Source organism: Paracoccus sulfuroxidans, from assembly GCF_007830335.1.
GTDB classification, from domain to species: Bacteria; Pseudomonadota; Alphaproteobacteria; order Rhodobacterales; family Rhodobacteraceae; genus Paracoccus; species Paracoccus sulfuroxidans.
Genome location: NZ_VLKU01000010.1, coordinates 17,367 through 32,795 on the forward strand (window position 1 = coordinate 17,367; position 15,429 = coordinate 32,795).

Below are 15,429 nucleotides of genomic sequence, written 5' to 3' on the forward strand. Positions count from 1 at the left end.
AGGCCATTGGCCAGAACCAGAGGTCGCAATGGATATCGCGTTCCTCAGCCCAGCCAGTTGCTGAAACTCCGCTCACCCTCTGGCGTGAAGCTGATGACCCGCGACTGCGGCACGCGCCGCGCCCAGGAGAGGGCGAGGATGCGGTCAAGGATCGCCTTGCCCGCGCGCCCCGCCAGATGCTGGCGTCGCTGGCTCCAGTCAAGGCAGGCGCGGCACATCGGACGGTTCGAGAGTGGCAAATCCGCCAGATCCAATCCGATGCGGGACAGCCTGTCGCGGCCTCGGTCCGTCAAGGTCAGATCATCCTGCAGCCACTGATCCTGCTGCATGCGCTCGAACAGTTGCACCCCCATCTCACCGGCCAGATGATCGTAACAGATACGGGCCTTGCGCAGCGCCGGATCGCGCGGACCGGTGCGCAAAGGCGGCGCCGCGTCGCTGGAAAAGACCATCAGCGCCTCCAACAGGCTGGCGACATGGGGACCGGCCAGACGGAAATAGCGGTGCCGCCCCTGCGCCTCGACGACAAGCACCTCGCCATCGACGAGCTTTGCCAGATGGCTGCTGGCGGTCTGCTTGGTGATCCCGCCCAATCCAGCAAGCTCGGTCGCGGTCAGCGCGCGCCCATCCATCAGCGCGATCAGCATGGCGCTGCGGGCGGGATCGGCGACAAGGGCGGCCACGCGGGCGATATCTGGACCTTCTCTCATGGTTCGAGCTTAATCGAACCATTCGCGCGCTCCAATCGGCTATTCCGGGGGGAGCAAGAAAGGCCACAGACATGATCACCTGCGTCATCACCTATGACATTGACCCGAACCGGCGCGAATTGTTCGCGCAATATGCCCGAAACTGGGGCGAGTGCATCCCACGCAGCGGCGCCGATCTGATCGGCTATTTCGCGCCGCATGAAGGCTGCGCCTCTACCGCCTACGGAATCTATTCGCTGCCATCGCTGGCCGATTATGAGGCCTACCGCGCCCGGCTGGCCGCCGATCCGCTGGGTCGCGAGAATTACGAATTCGCCAAGCGCGAAGGCTTTATCCGCCGCGAGAGCCGCCTTTTCGTCAAGCTGGCCTCGGCCCCGCATGGAGACCCTGCATGATCGCCGTCATCTTTGAAGCCTGGGTGCCCGGTGAGGCGCAGGCGGAATATCTTGATCTGGCGGCTGAACTGCGGCCTTTGCTGGCCGATATCGACGGCTTCATCTCGATCGAGAGATTCCAGAGCCTGACCACGCCCGGCAAGGTCCTGTCGCTGTCCTTCTGGCGCGATGAGGCCGCAGTCGCGGCATGGCGCAACCTGCCGGAGCACCGGCGCGTGCAATCCGCTGGCCGCAATCATGTCTTTTCCGACTACCGCCTGCGCATCGCAGAGGTGGCGCGGGACTATGGCATGACTGCCCGGGACGAGGCCCCAAGCGACAGCCGCAGGGCTCATGAAGGGAATGCCAGTGATGGTTGATCTGGAAGTTCCTCTGACCAACCGTCTCGGCTGCGGCGACCCGGTCACGTTTCACCGCAGGCGGCTGAACCGAGGGCTGCCGGGCTTCTAATCGTTCAAGGGCAGCTTGCAGCCCGCCGGATTGGATGCCGATGTGTAGAAGACCGTCTCATAAGCCAGTGAAGGCCCTTGAAAGACCGTATACCAGACATTGTCGCTGTTGTTCTTATCAATCCAGCACCGGTCCCGACGCCCCACGCCATCAAGCGCGGCAACCGGCTCGCCGTAGGCTGCGGCAAGGTTCTTCAGGGTCTTATCCGGGTCGTAATCGGGGAATGTGTCGAGAACCGCTGTCAGAAGACCATCTTCAAAGATGAGCTCAACCAGGCCCTCATACCCTGGATGATCTGGCAACTCATGTGGCGCCGTTGCCATGACCTTGCCCATCACCGGATCATCCTGCTGATCTTCCTCGGGAGTGAGCTGGACGCTCAACGCTGCGTTGGCGCCAAGCTCTTCGGGCGTCATGCCCCAACGCGTGGATTTCCAGTCGGCCCGCGCGGCATTCGCAATCGAGAGAGCGACAACGGCTGTGAGGCTCGCTCGAACGAACGGAGACATGGCGGCACTCCATGGTTGGGGGCACGGGTGGAGATCAGGCCAACGGAGGATAACACGGCGCGAAGAGGCCTTCACCCGCGACGGCGTTTGACTGCCCGTTGAGGGCCGGGAGCCACGGTATTTTGATTGAATCCAGCGCCCGGCAAGCCGCAATGGTTCATGTAAGATTGAGGCCGCCGTCCGAAAGAAGGATTTCGCCTGTGATGTAATCTCCCGTCAGCAGCAGCATGACCGCCTGAGCGATATCTTCGGGACGCGCGGCCCGCTTCATCGGGGCTTGTCTTTGCCACAGCGCCTGCGCCTCGGTCCAGTCAGCGGCCAGCGGCGTGTCCACAAGCCCCGGCGCGACGGCGTTTGAATAACCCCATGTTTCCTGGACGCCTTCTTTGCTAATTTTGAGGCAAGGAGGCCATGATGGACACAGGCACTTTCAGCGACGACTTCAAGCGCGACGAGGTCGCTCAGATCACAGAGCGGGGTTACCCGGTCGGAGCACCCCGGGGTCAGCAAGCACTCGCTCTCTGCGTGGACGCGCAAGTCCGCGAAAGCAGTATCCGGCGACACGGAAAGAGACGCTGAGACCCGGCGGCTGAAGCGCGAGCTGGTCCGGGTGTCGGAGGAGCGTGACATCCTAAAAAGAGGGGAGCCTTGGCGAACGCGTATTTCGCTCGGGATGCAAAGTGAGTGGAGTCAGCGAGGCGCCACCAGTTCAAGCCCGCTGGCGACGGCGTTCGTGGCCGAGCATCGGGGACAGCTTTCCGTTCGCGCGATGTGCCGGTGCCTGCGCATCCAGCCGAGCGGGTTCTATACGTGGCTGAAGGCACCGCTGAGCGCACGGGCGCAGGAAGACAGGGTCAGACTGAACTGCTGCACAAAGCCTGGGCCGAGAGCGGCAATGTCTATGGCTATCGCAAGCTTCATGATGACCTGATTGACCAGGGTGTGAGGGTTTGCCCCAACCGGGTTGCCCGGGCTGGCACAGCTTGAGGGGATCAAGTGTAGATCGGCTACAAGCGCCGCCCTGGGCGGCTATGGCGCAAGCCATCGTTCATGGTCGAGAACATATTCGACTGGCAGTTCGACGTCGAAGCCCCAGACAAAGTCTGGGGCGAGACCATGTCCGCCATTGGTCCGATGACAATGGTCGAGTGACATCAGCTACATCCGAACTCAGGAGGGCTTTGCCTGCGTCGTGGTGGTCATTGATCTCTATTCCCGGCGCGTGATCGGTTGGTCGATGCAAAGCAGGCAGACAACGGATGTCGTTCTGCAGGCTCTTCTGATGGCCGTCTGGCGGCGCAAGCCGAAGGGCAAGGTGTTAATCCACTCGGATCAGGCAGCCAGTTCGCCAGCATCGACTGGGCGGCATTCCTGCGGGTTCGCAATCTAGAGCATTCCATGAGCCGTCGTGGCAACTGTCATGACAACGCAGTCGCCGAAAGCTTCCTCAACCTCCTCAAGCGCGAACGGATCAGGCACAGAACCTGTCGGACGCACGAAGACGCAAGGCAGGACGTGTTCGATTACATCGAGATGTTCTATAACCCAGAGCGCAAACATGTGAGAAACGGGATGCTGTCGCCCGCAGAGTTCGAACGGCAGCAGAAGATGAGACGGGCAGCAGAAGATGAGACGGGCAGGCGTCTAAGAAACTCGAGGCTATTCAATCGTGGCCCACTGTCGGCATAGATCGTGCCGCTTCCGGATCCTCCGACCAGATAGTCATTGCCCGAGGCACCAGACAGGTAGTCGTTTCCGTCATCGCCCCATGCGGTATCGCTTCCGTCCATCCCGTAAGGGCGATCATTCCTGTCATGGCCATTGAGCCAGTCATCGCCCGCATAGGCATAAATGGTGTCTGCCTCAACCGTCCCGTATCGGGTGTCGTTCCCGATTGTCAGATAAAATACCGGCATTTCCTCCTCCCGAGGTTGATGCTTGATCATTCACACTGCGAGTATTTTTCCGCTGCGGCTATCCTGCTCCCTGAGATGTGAATGGGTGGTGAAACGATTGTTCTGGAGCGGCGGGAGCTGGTGAGGGCGAGCTGACAGCGGCAAGTTTCGATGCAGGACCCGTGACCCCGTTCATACCACATATCCGGGTCGCGAAGCCACGCTGTTCACTTGGTCGAACCGATACCGGAGGTCCCGAAGCGGTATCCGCGGCCCGGAGGTTCTTTCGACATCGCCGATGTCCCAGCTTGACGGGTATCTCGGTTGCGGCTGTCTGTCATGAGCAGTTTCCCTTGCTCAATCCCGGAGGTCGTCTGAACGCCTTTGGCACAGGCACTGTTTTGCAGGACAGCGGTGAACCGCCGCAGAATTAGGCTAACCTGTTTTCCCCTGTCGGCGCGCGCCCCAGGCGCGACGAGCGGGCAGCCTCGAAAAAGTCTGCCCTACCCGCCTGAAGGCACCGCTTCGCCCTACCTCATAGGGCACGGGCCACGCGGAAGCGCGCGATGCCGTCATTGGCCAATTGAGCGACCAGCTTCAGCTCCCACGCGATATAGCCTTCCATCTTTTCGCGTGCGTTGTCAGTGCCTTCGTAGGGGCGTTTGTAGGCATCGATGGGCGGGGAGAGATGGCGGCTTTCGGTCTCCAATGGCAGACCGGCGGCGCGCCATCCGTCAGTGCCTCCTTCCAACAGCAAGACAGATCGCGGCGTCGCAGCTTCTGCGACAGCAAGGTTCGCGGCGGCAACAACCCCGTCGGGCGATGTCAGAACAATGGGACCATCACCTGGGACCTTCAGAAGATCACGCGCCAGTTCGGGACCAGAGGCAAGCCATGCGCCCGGCACATGGCCGCGGGCATAGCTGGCCGCGCGGGCAAGGTCGATCACGGAGGCATCCGGAATGGCGGCCAGTTCAGCGGGTGTAATCGTCGGCCTATTCGGCAAAGACAGTCGTGCCAAATCCCGAGGCGCAAAGTCGTCAGACAGGTCGGCATCCTGATCCAGAACATGCACATCCCAGCCCATCTGGAACAGCCAGCTTGCCGCCATGCGCGCGCGGACGGCATCGTCGTCATAAAGGACGACACGCGCGCCGCGCACCCCCAGCCATTCATCCGTCGCCTGCACCAGCTGGCCGCCGGGTGCGGAAGCAAACCCCGCAGGGTGACCGGCGGCGTATTCAACAGGGTCGCGCACATCCAGCGTGTACAGCGTCCGCTCATCGGCCTCGCGGCGAAAGCGGGACAGCGTCTCGCCATCGATGACCGGAACGCCTACATGGTCTGCCCAGCGCGCGGCATTGGCGTGCGCTCGGGCCAGCCCCTCATCCGAGGGTCTGGCGCCCTGCGCATCCGCGCCATTGGCCAGCGGAAGCCCTTCCAGAACCCAGCCGATGGTGCCGTTGCGCAGGGCGACCACGCGATTGGGAATCCCCGCATTCACAAGGCTTTGCGTGCCGATGATGCTGCGCGTGCGACCCGCACAGTTGACGATCACCAAGGTCTCTGGCGAGGGCGCAATGTCGTGAATACGGTAAACCAGTTCGCCGCCCGGAACGGATTGGCCGCCGGGAATGCTCATGGTCGTGAACTCTTCATAGCGGCGGGCGTCCAGAACGACGTGATCACCGCCCGCATCCAGAATGCGCTTCACCTCGGGCGCGGGCAGCGACGGGGTGTCGCGGATGGATTCCACCAGCTCGCCAAAGGCCTTTGACGGCACGTTCACGTCGCTATAGACCTCACCCAGACGCGCATAGGCGGCCAGTCCGCCCTCCAGCACAGCGACATCGGTGTAGCCAAGGGCGGCGATGCGCGCGGCAGCCGGTGCGGCATAACCCTCGCCATTGTCATAGACGACGATGGGCGCGCCAAGGCGGGGAACGAGATCTGGAACCTTGACCTCAACCTCTGAGACCGGAACAGTCAGCGCAAACAGGGGATGCGCCTCGGCATAGGGTCCTTCTTCGCGCACATCGAGGAGGGCAACCTCGGCCCCGCTGATCCACAGATGGCGGAGGTCCTGCGCGGAAATGGTTTTCGTCATTGTCGTGCCTTTCAGAAGAACGCGCCGGTGGGCGGGGCCGTGCCGTTCAGATAGTGGTCGCCCAGCACCCGCTCTTTGTAGACGCGGGGGTTATGGGCCGAGATCACCTTGATGTTGCGCCAATGCCGGTCGAGCGCGCGGCTGGTGCTGACGCCGCTGCCCGAGGAGACGTCGATCAGCAAGCCCGCCAGCGTGGCGGCGGTCTCATCCGTGACGACCTTGGCCTCTGCCGCAGCGATCGAGGCTGCGATCGAGAAAGCCTCGGCCTCGGGCCCATCCGCCTCGGCCCACGCCCGGTCGAGCGCGGTGATGGCGCGGTCCGTCACGCCATGAATGGCGGCACGATGGGCGGCGATGCGACCGATCACCGCTTGCAGCTCTGGCTCTTGCGACGGGTGGTCGTGCAGGGCGTGATAATAGTTGCGGCTGCGCCCCCGGATCACCTGCAGGGCGTCGCGCAGAATGCGCCCGACGATGCCCGAGATGATCGTGGTCAGATAGACCTGATGGAAGGTGAAGCCGTAGAGGAACGGCTGATCCGCCCCGCGCTGCGGGATGTCGAACAGGTCGGCCGCTTCAATGCGCACCTGATCGAACACGGTCTTGCCCGATCCGGTCAGCTTCTGCCCGAACCCGTCCCAATCATCCTCCAGCCCCACGCCCGGTGCCTTGGTCGAGATGAAGAACTGCCGCGCCTTGCCCTGCTCATCCACCGCAGAGGCAAAGAGGTGGTCCGCATACATGTTCCCGGTGGAATAGATCTTGGTGCCCGAGATGCGGAACCCGTTGCCGTCAGGCTGCAGCGTGGCGGCGGGGATGTAGCCCTGCCCACCGGCCGGATCCTTCGAGACCTCGCTGAAGGCGACGCCGAACATCGCGCCGTCGCGGGCAAGGTCCAGGATATGGGCCGAGAAGGTTTCCTCCGGCGTTTTCAGATGCGTTTCGACGGCAAAGAAGTGGTTGCGGAAGACATGGGCGATGTTGGAATCTGCGGTGCCAAGGTCGCGCACGACGTCAAAGAAATCGGCCAGAGGCAGGCCGCCCGGCGCCAGTCGCAAGGCGCCAAAGCCATGCGATTTTAGCTGGGCGACCTCGTCGAAGGCGGGGCGGCGCTGGACGTCGCGCTGCGCGGCACCCTCGGCGATGCGGTCGAAGAGGGGGGCATAGCCCAGGCGGTGGGTGGCGGCTGACCAGTCAACCGGGGAAAGCCCGGTCGGCTGGGGTTGCGGGAAATTCTCGTGCAGCATGTTCAGTTCCTCGTCCCGGTGCGCAGATCGGCCAGACCCCGAGGGTCCACATAGGGGCTGAGGCCCAGATGATCGCGCAGGGTGGTGCCTTCGTATTCGGTGCGGAAGCGGCCTGCCTTTTGCAGGACCGGGATCAGGCCATCAACGATCCTTTCCAACCCTTCGGTGAACACGTCGATGTTCAGGTTGAAGCCGTCGGCCGCATCGGTATCGATCCATTCGATGATATTTGCCGCCACTTGTTCCGGTGTCCCGACGATCATCCGATGGCCGCCGATGATGTTCGACAAAGCCGCCTGACGCGCGGTCCAGCCGGAGGGGATTGCCTCGGACAGGATCTGTTTTCGCGGCCAGCGTGCGGCGATGGGCACATGCGCCTCGCGCTCGGCGATCAGATCGAAAGGCAGCACCTCGTCCAGCGGCAGATCATCGGGCGTCAGCGCAAAGATCTGCGCCAGTTCGACATGCAGGAAGGCGATATCAAGGCCCGCATCCAGATCGGCCTTGCGCTGCAGCGCCTCTTCCTCGGTCCCGCCCAGAATGGGAAAAAGGCCCGGCATGACCAGAAGCTGCGAGGGATCGCGGCCGTTGGCCCGGGCCAGCGATTTGACATCTGCAAAGAACTTGCGCCCGCCCTCGATGGTCCGCTGCCCGGTGAAAAGCGCATCGGCCCATTTCGCGCCAAACGCCTTGCTGTCCTCAGACTGGCCCGCCTGAAAGATCACCGGACGCCCCTGCGGGCCGACCGTGGCCGACAGACTGCCCCGGCTGCGGAAATGCGTGCCCTGAACGTCGATGGGACGGGTCCGGGACGCATCGACAAAGACGTTTCTTTCCTGATCGGCAACCACCGCATCCTGCGGGACCGAGGACCAGAGGCCGGTCACGATCTCGGCGAACTCATCGGCGCGCTGATAGCGCTCCTCTTGCCCGAAACCTTGCTCCAGCCCGTAAGCTGCGAGCGCCACGGGCGTCTGGCTGGTGATGATGTTCCACGCGGCCCGCCCCTTGGAGATATGATCCAGCGAGGCGATCTGGCGCGCCACAGCATAGGGGTGACCGAAAATGGTCGAGGTGGTGGCGACCAGCCCGATATGGCTGGTTTGCTGCGACAGGGCCGAGAGCATCGCCACCGGCTCGAGCGCGCGCCAGGGCCGGGTGAAGGATTCCTCGACTAGGCCCCCAGGCCCGTCGGCCAAAAACAGCGCGTCGATCTTGCCCCGCTCGGCCGTTTTGGCGATACGGACAAAGGCATCAATGTCGGTGGAAAGGGTCGCCGCATCCGGCAGCACCTTCCACGCCGCGTCATGCCGCCCCGAGGCCAGCACGTTCACGCCAAGACGAACTTGTCTGCTCATGGATCACACCCCCGGAACGCGCAGAACATGGTCGGACACCGCAATCGACTGCGGCAGGATTCCCCGCTCGGCCAGCCAGTCGGCCGCCTTCTGGAAATCGGTCAGGAAATTGGCGTCATCGGCCTCGTAGAAGTTGTTCTTGCGGCCAAGGCTGACGAGGTGATCGCGTACCGAGTCGTCGTATTTCGCCTCATTCTGGATCAGCTTTTCCGATTCCAGCGGGTTCTGGCTCATCCAGTTGCCCTCGATCTTGAAGGCATCGATGACGGCGCGGACCAGATCGCCGTTCTCTTCAGCAAATTTGCGCTGCGTGACCAGCGAGGAATAGTCGATCAGGAAGTCGAGGTCCGTGCCCTCGAAGAAGATGTCCTTGGCATCGAATTGCTGGCGCGCGATGTCGACGGCGGGCGACCACATCGACCAGGCGTCCACCTTGCCCTGCCCAAAGGCGGGGGCGGCATCCGGCGGGTTCAGATAGACGAATTCCACCGCATCCCTCGGGACGTCGTTCTTTTCAAGCGCGGCGACGACAAGGAACTCACCCAAGCCCGAGCGGTTCACGGCGACCCGCTTGCCGACCAGATCCTTGACGCTGTCGATGCCGCTGTCCTTCTTGACGATGATCGCGGTCGAGCGTGGCGCGTAGACCAGAAACTGGGTGAACACCAAGGGCGATCCGGCAAGGATCGCGGCCAGCGCGGGCGTGGTCGAGCCCCAGAAGCCGAAATCGGCGCTGCCGCCCACAACCGCCTGAAGCGACGGCGCGTGGTTCGGGAAGGGCCCCACCCATTCCACCTTGATGTCTTGCGCGGCGAGGTTCTTTTCAAACTCACCCCGTTGCTTGGAAATCTGGGTGATGCTGCCCTTGCCCCAGCCAACGCGAACGGTGTCGGTCGTGCGGGAAAGTGCCACGCCAGGCAGCAGGCTGGCCGCGCCAAGGGCAGCACCTGCTTGCAGCAGGCGGCGGCGGTTGAGGTTCGTCATGTCTTCTCTCCATCAGGCAAGCCGCGATCCGTCGCCCGAAAGGCGCTTTGCGGCAGTGTTTGGTTGTTCGGTCTGGCTCAGGCGGCGCGGCTGTCGCTCTCGACGCCCAGTTCTTTCAGCAGCTGTTCCCGCAGCGTGGTGGCGCTGGCGGCATCGGTCAGATAGCTGGCCGCGATCTCGCCGCCGCGCATCACCAGAATGCGGTCGGCGATAGCAACGGCCTCATCCACATCATGCGTCACCAGCAGAACACCGGGCTGATGACGCGCCACCAGCTTGCGGATCAGGACGTGCATCTTGATCCGGGTCAGCGCGTCGAGCGCGGCAAAGGGTTCATCGAGCAGCAGCAGGCGCGGCTCACGCACCAAGGCCCGGGCCAGCGCCACCCGCTGCGACTGACCGCCTGAGAGGTTTCGCGGCCAGTCGTCCTCGCGCCCCGCCAGGCCCACCTCTTGCAGCGCGGCCTCGGCCTTGGCCCGGCCTTCGGCGGTTTCCATGCCCAGGGCCACGTTCTGCCACAGGGGCGCCCAGGGCAGCAGCCGGTGTTCCTGAAACACCACGGCGGGCTGCGTCGGGCCGTCGATATGGCCGCCGTCCACAGGATCAAGGCCCGCCAATGCGCGCAAAAGTGTGGTCTTGCCGCAGCCGCTTTCCCCCAGCAGAGCGACGAATTCGCCCTTGCGGATGGTCAGATCCAGCCCGTTGATCACGACCCGGTCTCCATAGCGGCGGCGCAGATTGCGAACGGCCACCGCGATCTCGGTCGAACTCATTTGCGGGCCTCTTTCGTATAATTCGGGTGCCATTCCAGCAACCGCCGCTCCAGATAGCGGGCGAGGCTGTCGGCAAAGACGCCGATCGCGGCATAGATCAGCACGGTCAGGACGATCACATTGGTCTGCAGGAATTCCCGTGCATCCATGGCGAGAAAGCCGATGCCGCGGGTGGTCGCGATGGTTTCGGCAATCACCAGAGCCAGCCAGGCCGTCGCCAGCGAATAGCGCACGCCGGTCAGGATCGAGGGCATCGCGCCGGGCAGGATGATCCGCCGGACGGTCTCGAGCCGCGTGAGGCCCGTGACGCGGGCAAGCTCCAGCAGTTTCGGATCGACCTGCCGGATGCCCAGCACCGTGTTGATGTAGATCGGGAACAGAACCGCCAGCGACACAAGGAAGATCTTGCCGCTTTCATCGACGCCGAACCACACGATTACCAAAGGCAGCAGCGCCAGAAACGGGATCGCCCGGATCATCTGGATCGAGCGGTCCAGCAGCGCCTCGGCCACGCGGGAAAAGCCCACGAAGATACCAAGAAGGAAGCCGATGCTGCCGCCGATGGCAAAGCCGATGACCGCGCGCGCCAGACTTGCGCCAAGATGCTTGGGCAATTCGCCCGACACGATCAGCTCCCACGAGGTCCGGGCAACCGCACTTGGCGCGGGCAGGACCTGCGCCGAAATCAGACCGGCGCGGCTCGCGGCTTCCCAAACCAGCAGGATCCCGAGCGGAGCGATCCATGACAGCGCCAGAAGCTGCCGTTCGCGATTGACCGCGCGAGATGGCGTCGGTGCGGATGGCTCGGGAAGCGCCCGGCGATCCGTCAAATCCATTGTCATTGTGCCTCATTTCCGCCGCTCGCCTCGTCTCGAGAGGCGAGCACCATATCACGATCAGTATTGTCGTTATTATTCACGGCGGCTCGGCAGTGGCCATTCCAAAGACAAGAGGCACAGGAGAAGAGGTTTCTATCCAGCTCAGCCGAAACAGGATGAAAAATGCTTCGCAAAAAGAGCGCTGCCGCTGAGGTCTCGAGGGTGCGCTCCCCTGGTTGCGCCTGTGCTCGGGAACCCATTACGCGGGGAATAGCGCAAATGCAGGGCAAGGTCGCGGGCTTTGCGGGTCCACTTGCCGGTGCATTGACTGTTGCGGTCACGACACCCGCACCGGCCATTCTGGAAGTCTCCATCGGAGTCGGCGTATCTATTGCAGTTGGATGTGTGCTCGACAAACTTGACTGGAGGAGTTCGGGGGCCGGGGCACTAGACATGACTTCAAAGAAAGACCTCACTCCGCTTGAAGAGCATACGAACTTGTTTCGCTTCAGCGGATGGGTCTTCCTTGGGATCCCCGTGATTGTCTCGTTCCTCGCCTATTTTGCGCCGAACTCGCGCGGCGTCGTGATCGGGCTGTTGTTCCTGTTGCCCCTGATCCTTCATCTTCCGCTTTGGCTTAAGCTACGCGACCCGACAAAACTGCGCCCTTCCCTGCTTGCCGGTCTGCTGCTGGAAACTGTTGTCCTGACAGGATTGGCCTTCGTGTCACTGACTATCGCCTATCTGTCACCCTCAGACCCGTTTTTCTGGCGGCTTCTGCTGCTGCAAATGACGCTGATTGGTGCGGGGCTCCTCTCTGGCCTGATCAAGCACGACGCCAAGGCTTTGCAGAAAAACCAGCGCGCCCGTCACAAGATTGAACCGGGTCACGTGCTGATCCGGAAAAGGCCCAGTGCAATCTATGGGTTCCGTAAGGCGACAGGATCGTTTCTGTTCGATTGGGGGGCCAAAGTGATCTATGGGGTCTATGCCGTGCTGGCCGTCGTTGGCGCGATTTTCGGCGGCGCGACGGGCCTCATCCTCGTGCGGCTGATCGGACCGATGCCGGGCACGGGACTCGACCGTCACATGACGGGAATGACCTTGTTGGGGCTGCTGGCCCTGCCCTTCATCGGCTATGTCCTGCCCGCATTCTATCGCACCTGGATCGGCCTGTGCCGGATCGAGCGCGCGGCCGGTCACCCCAGCGCAAAGGTCACCTACACGTGGGAGCGGTGATAGATCCTGATCGAGCAATACGCCCCATTTTTGGGCGGCACCGATAAAATTTGGTAGCGGCGCTGGCGCTGAACGTGAACAACGTCTTCGACAAGGCCTATTATTCGACCATCGGCACGCCCGGCGGCGGGAACTGGTATGGTGAGCCGCGCAATGCCACTTTGACGCTGCGCGGGCTGTTCTGATCAGATCGCCATCGCGAGTTTCGCCTAGTCCAGTGGAACAAGAGTGACGGCGCACTCGTCATTCGTATTCAGCCCGCTTTGCAGGCATTGCGGGGCCGTCAGGTTGAAGAAAAACACATCCGACCCTTTTCCCCAGGGTCGGATATTGCGCCGGAACGGCCCTGTTTCATTCAGAAACACATCGGCGGGAAAGGCTTTTGTGCGGCCCTCGACATGTTCGGGTTTCACGACGATATAGCGCGGCAGAAACTCTTCCTTGCGAAGAACTCTGGTCTTGAAGCTCGTCTTTTGGGCGCTCATGGCGACATCACCATCATCTATTTTCGAAGCGCTATTCGGCAAAGGCGACTAAATCCTTTGCCGCCCCACGTTGCAACAATGTTGCAGTTTCCGCCCGGGCAAAAGAATTTCGCTTGATCTGAAACCCTTGGCGCGGCATAGCGCATCAATTCGCCAGCGCATCGCAAGCAATTCCACAACCTGAAAACGGGATTGCGACATGATGGTGCGACCATTTTCCCCTGCCGCGCTGATGCGGCTTACGACGGCGATCGGCTCGGGCATTGTCCTTCTGGCGACCTCGGCCCATGCACAGGACACCACTGACAGCGAGACGATCACGCTGGATACCGTGGTCATCACCGCCGCCCCCGCCACCACAACCGAAGGCAGCGACAGCTGGACGACCGAGTGGATGCGCTCGGCCACGGGGCTGGTTCTAAGCCAGAAGGAAACGCCGCAATCGACCAGCGTGCTGACCTATGAGCAGATGAAGGACCGCAACATCACGACCGTCGCGCAGACGATGAGCGCGGCGACCGGGATCACGGTTCAGGCCTTCGAAAGCGACCGCATCAACTATTACTCGCGCGGCTTCAACATCGACGCCTATCAATATGACGGCGTGCCGATCCCGCGCGATGGCGTCTGGCAATTCGGCGACAACAACCCGGACATGGCGCTTTATGACCATGTCGAGATCGTGCGCGGCGCGACCGGCCTGATGCAGGGCGCGGGTGAGCCCGGGGCCTCGATCAACTTCATCCGCAAACGCCCGACCGAGGAGGCGCAGAACGAGGTCTCTGTCTCGCTGGCCTCTCCCAAGGGTGGGCGGGTGCAGTCCGACATGTCGGGTCCGCTGAACGAAAACGGCACGATCCGCGGGCGGCTGATCGGCGTGTATGACAGCCGCGATGGCTCGCTCGACGGTTATCACAAGGACAAATATGTCCTCTATGGCACGCTGGAAGCGGATCTGACCGAAAACACCCTGCTGCGCACCGGGCTCAGCTATCAGAAGACCAAGGGCGACGGCGTGACCTGGGGCGGCCTGCCCCCCTTCTATGCCGATGGCGGCTTGATCGACTGGCCCGAGGGAACCTCGAACGGGACCGACTGGACCTATATCGACACCAAACGGACCGAGGCCTTCGCCTCGCTGGAGCATGTGTTCCAGAACAACTGGACCGGACGGCTGGTGCTGACCCATGTGCGCAACGACATGGATTCGCAGCTCGCCTGGATTTATGGCGCGCCTGACCGCGTCACCGGCGAAGGCATGCAGGGCTACGGCACGCGCTATGACGGCGGCTATCGCCAGACCAACCTGAATGCTATGCTGAATGGCGATTTCGAAGCCTTCGGCCAGACCCATCAATTCGTGCTGGGCGCCATGGCCTCGCGCGGCAAGGGCACCTATTACGGCTATGGCTCGGGCGCGACCTTCCCGGTCAACATCCACAACCTGAACGGCAACTACCCGCGACCGCAGCTGTCGGATGAGGCGCAATTCACCTCGGAAAGCGAAGCGCGGCAATATGCAATCTACGGCACCGGGCAGTTCAGCGTCAGCGACCGGCTGAAGCTGCTGGCAGGCGCGCGCGTCAACTGGTGGGACGGCAGCGAGGGCGACGGTCAGACGACGTCGGCCTCTTACAAGCTGTCGGGCGAGGTGTCGCCCTATGTGGGTTTCACCTATGACATCAACCCGACCTACACCGCCTATGGCAGCATCGCGACCATCTACAAGCCGCAGTTGGTGCAGGACGCGGACCGGCAATATCTGCCGCCGACCTATGGCTATAACTATGAGCTGGGGGTGAAGGGCGATCTGCTGGATGGCGGGTTGTTCGCCTCGGCCGCGATCTTCTACACCAAGCAGAAGGATGTCGCCGAATATGTCGAATATATCCCAGCCGAGAATCGCAGCATCTATCGCAGCATCGACGGCACCGAGACCCGTGGCTTCGAGCTTGAGGTCGCAGGCGCAATCAATGACCGCTGGAACGTCTCTGGCGGCTATACCTTCCGCATCTCGAAGGACAAGGACGGGGTCGAGCTTTACACCGACCAGCCGCGCCATACGCTGAAGCTGGCGACCGACTATCGCGTGGCTGGCCTCTTGGACGACAAGCTGACCGTCGGCGGCGCGATGCGCTGGCAGAGCGCGACCGAAAGCATGAAGTTCGCATCCGAGGTCGAGCTGCCCAGCGTCCATCAGGGCTCTTACACCGTGTTCGACCTGAACGCCTCTTATGAGCTGAACGACAAGACCGAGCTGTCGCTGAGCGTGAACAATATCCTCGACAAGAAATACTATGCGACCACCGGCTTCTACGACACCGTCGTCTATGGCGAGGGCCGCACCGCCGATCTGACGCTGCGCGCCAAGTTCTGATCCCATCTGGGCCCGCGGCAGGTGTCGCGGGCCCGGCTTCGCCCAATGGTCGGACCTGTCGAAAAACGGTCGACGAATCTTT

At 62.4% G+C, this 15,429-nt stretch carries 16 protein-coding genes and 1 pseudogene; 6 read left to right on the plus strand and 11 right to left on the minus strand.

Features of this window, described 5'->3' with window-relative positions:
• Window positions 1–44: 44 nt before the first annotated feature.
• Window positions 45–710 carry an ArsR/SmtB family transcription factor gene (locus IQ24_RS15240; RefSeq protein WP_145399149.1) on the minus strand — a complete coding sequence of 222 codons (666 nt, stop codon included), beginning with the start codon at window positions 708–710 and terminating at the stop codon, window positions 45–47.
• A 71-nt stretch (window positions 711–781) separates the two neighbouring features.
• Between IQ24_RS15240 and IQ24_RS15245 the strand changes: the two genes are divergently transcribed.
• Together IQ24_RS15245 and IQ24_RS15250 are read left to right on the plus strand one after the other, a co-directional pair.
• Window positions 782–1,105, plus strand: a complete 324-nt coding sequence (locus IQ24_RS15245; protein ID WP_145399150.1) for an NIPSNAP family protein — start codon at window positions 782–784, stop codon at window positions 1,103–1,105.
• Window positions 1,102–1,464: an antibiotic biosynthesis monooxygenase family protein gene (locus IQ24_RS15250; RefSeq protein WP_145399151.1), complete on the plus strand. Its 363-nt coding sequence runs from the start codon at window positions 1,102–1,104 to the stop codon at window positions 1,462–1,464. Before IQ24_RS15245 ends, IQ24_RS15250 begins: the two co-directional genes overlap by 4 nt.
• Window positions 1,465–1,551: 87 nt before the next feature.
• On the opposite strand, the gene IQ24_RS15255 is transcribed toward IQ24_RS15250, so the two are convergent.
• Both IQ24_RS15255 and IQ24_RS15260 read right to left on the minus strand, forming a co-directional pair.
• Complete coding sequence (locus IQ24_RS15255) at window positions 1,552–2,064, minus strand: hypothetical protein (RefSeq protein WP_145399152.1); 513 nt, start codon at window positions 2,062–2,064, stop codon at window positions 1,552–1,554.
• Window positions 2,065–2,221: 157 nt separating this feature from the next.
• On the minus strand, window positions 2,222–2,488 hold the full coding sequence (locus IQ24_RS15260; protein WP_145399153.1) for an SDR family oxidoreductase: 267 nt from the start codon (window positions 2,486–2,488) through the stop codon (window positions 2,222–2,224).
• Here IQ24_RS15260 and IQ24_RS15265 point away from each other — a divergent pair.
• A pseudogene (locus tag IQ24_RS15265) lies at window positions 2,479–3,672 on the plus strand (IS3 family transposase); the annotation flags it as partial. The gene IQ24_RS15260 and the pseudogene IQ24_RS15265 sit on opposite strands and share 10 nt — an antisense overlap.
• On the opposite strand, the gene IQ24_RS15270 reads toward IQ24_RS15265, so the two are convergent.
• The 7 genes from IQ24_RS15270 to IQ24_RS15300 all read right to left on the minus strand — a co-directional run bounded on the left by IQ24_RS15270 (window position 3,603) and on the right by IQ24_RS15300 (window position 11,270).
• The gene (locus IQ24_RS15270) at window positions 3,603–4,010 is read right to left on the minus strand and encodes a calcium-binding protein (protein WP_145399154.1); all 408 of its coding nucleotides are present in this window, start codon (window positions 4,008–4,010) and stop codon (window positions 3,603–3,605) included. The pseudogene IQ24_RS15265 and the gene IQ24_RS15270 sit on opposite strands and share 70 nt — an antisense overlap.
• 484 nt (window positions 4,011–4,494) lie before the next feature.
• Window positions 4,495–6,066 carry a rhodanese-like domain-containing protein gene (locus IQ24_RS15275; protein WP_145399155.1) on the minus strand — a complete coding sequence of 524 codons (1,572 nt, stop codon included), beginning with the start codon at window positions 6,064–6,066 and terminating at the stop codon, window positions 4,495–4,497.
• A gap of 11 nt (window positions 6,067–6,077) precedes the next feature.
• Complete coding sequence (locus IQ24_RS15280; RefSeq protein WP_145399156.1) at window positions 6,078–7,313, minus strand: acyl-CoA dehydrogenase family protein; 1,236 nt, start codon at window positions 7,311–7,313, stop codon at window positions 6,078–6,080.
• A 2-nt stretch (window positions 7,314–7,315) separates the two neighbouring features.
• The gene (locus IQ24_RS15285) at window positions 7,316–8,671 is read right to left on the minus strand and encodes an NtaA/DmoA family FMN-dependent monooxygenase (RefSeq protein WP_145399157.1); all 1,356 of its coding nucleotides are present in this window, start codon (window positions 8,669–8,671) and stop codon (window positions 7,316–7,318) included.
• Between the two features lie 3 nt (window positions 8,672–8,674).
• On the minus strand, window positions 8,675–9,655 hold the full coding sequence (locus tag IQ24_RS15290; protein ID WP_145399158.1) for an NrtA/SsuA/CpmA family ABC transporter substrate-binding protein: 981 nt from the start codon (window positions 9,653–9,655) through the stop codon (window positions 8,675–8,677).
• A 77-nt stretch (window positions 9,656–9,732) separates the two neighbouring features.
• Window positions 9,733–10,428: an ABC transporter ATP-binding protein gene (locus IQ24_RS15295; protein WP_199756598.1), complete on the minus strand. Its 696-nt coding sequence runs from the start codon at window positions 10,426–10,428 to the stop codon at window positions 9,733–9,735.
• Window positions 10,425–11,270, minus strand: a complete 846-nt coding sequence (locus IQ24_RS15300; RefSeq protein WP_242008226.1) for an ABC transporter permease subunit — start codon at window positions 11,268–11,270, stop codon at window positions 10,425–10,427. Before IQ24_RS15300 ends, IQ24_RS15295 begins: the two co-directional genes overlap by 4 nt.
• A 255-nt stretch (window positions 11,271–11,525) precedes the next feature.
• Between IQ24_RS15300 and IQ24_RS15305 the strand changes: the two genes are divergently transcribed.
• On the plus strand, window positions 11,526–12,485 hold the full coding sequence (locus IQ24_RS15305) for a hypothetical protein (protein ID WP_145399160.1): 960 nt from the start codon (window positions 11,526–11,528) through the stop codon (window positions 12,483–12,485).
• Window positions 12,486–12,535: 50 nt separating this feature from the next.
• Entirely contained in the window at window positions 12,536–12,670 is a 135-nt protein-coding gene (locus IQ24_RS15310; protein WP_145399161.1) for a TonB-dependent receptor, read from the plus strand.
• Window positions 12,671–12,694: 24 nt separating this feature from the next.
• Here IQ24_RS15310 and IQ24_RS15315 read toward each other — a convergent pair whose 3' ends face one another.
• Window positions 12,695–12,970 carry a hypothetical protein gene (locus IQ24_RS15315; protein WP_158637538.1) on the minus strand — a complete coding sequence of 92 codons (276 nt, stop codon included), beginning with the start codon at window positions 12,968–12,970 and terminating at the stop codon, window positions 12,695–12,697.
• Between the two features lie 199 nt (window positions 12,971–13,169).
• Here IQ24_RS15315 and IQ24_RS15320 point away from each other — a divergent pair, with 199 nt between their 5' ends.
• The gene (locus IQ24_RS15320; RefSeq protein ID WP_145399163.1) at window positions 13,170–15,347 is read left to right on the plus strand and encodes a TonB-dependent siderophore receptor; all 2,178 of its coding nucleotides are present in this window, start codon (window positions 13,170–13,172) and stop codon (window positions 15,345–15,347) included.
• Window positions 15,348–15,429 lie beyond the last annotated feature (82 nt).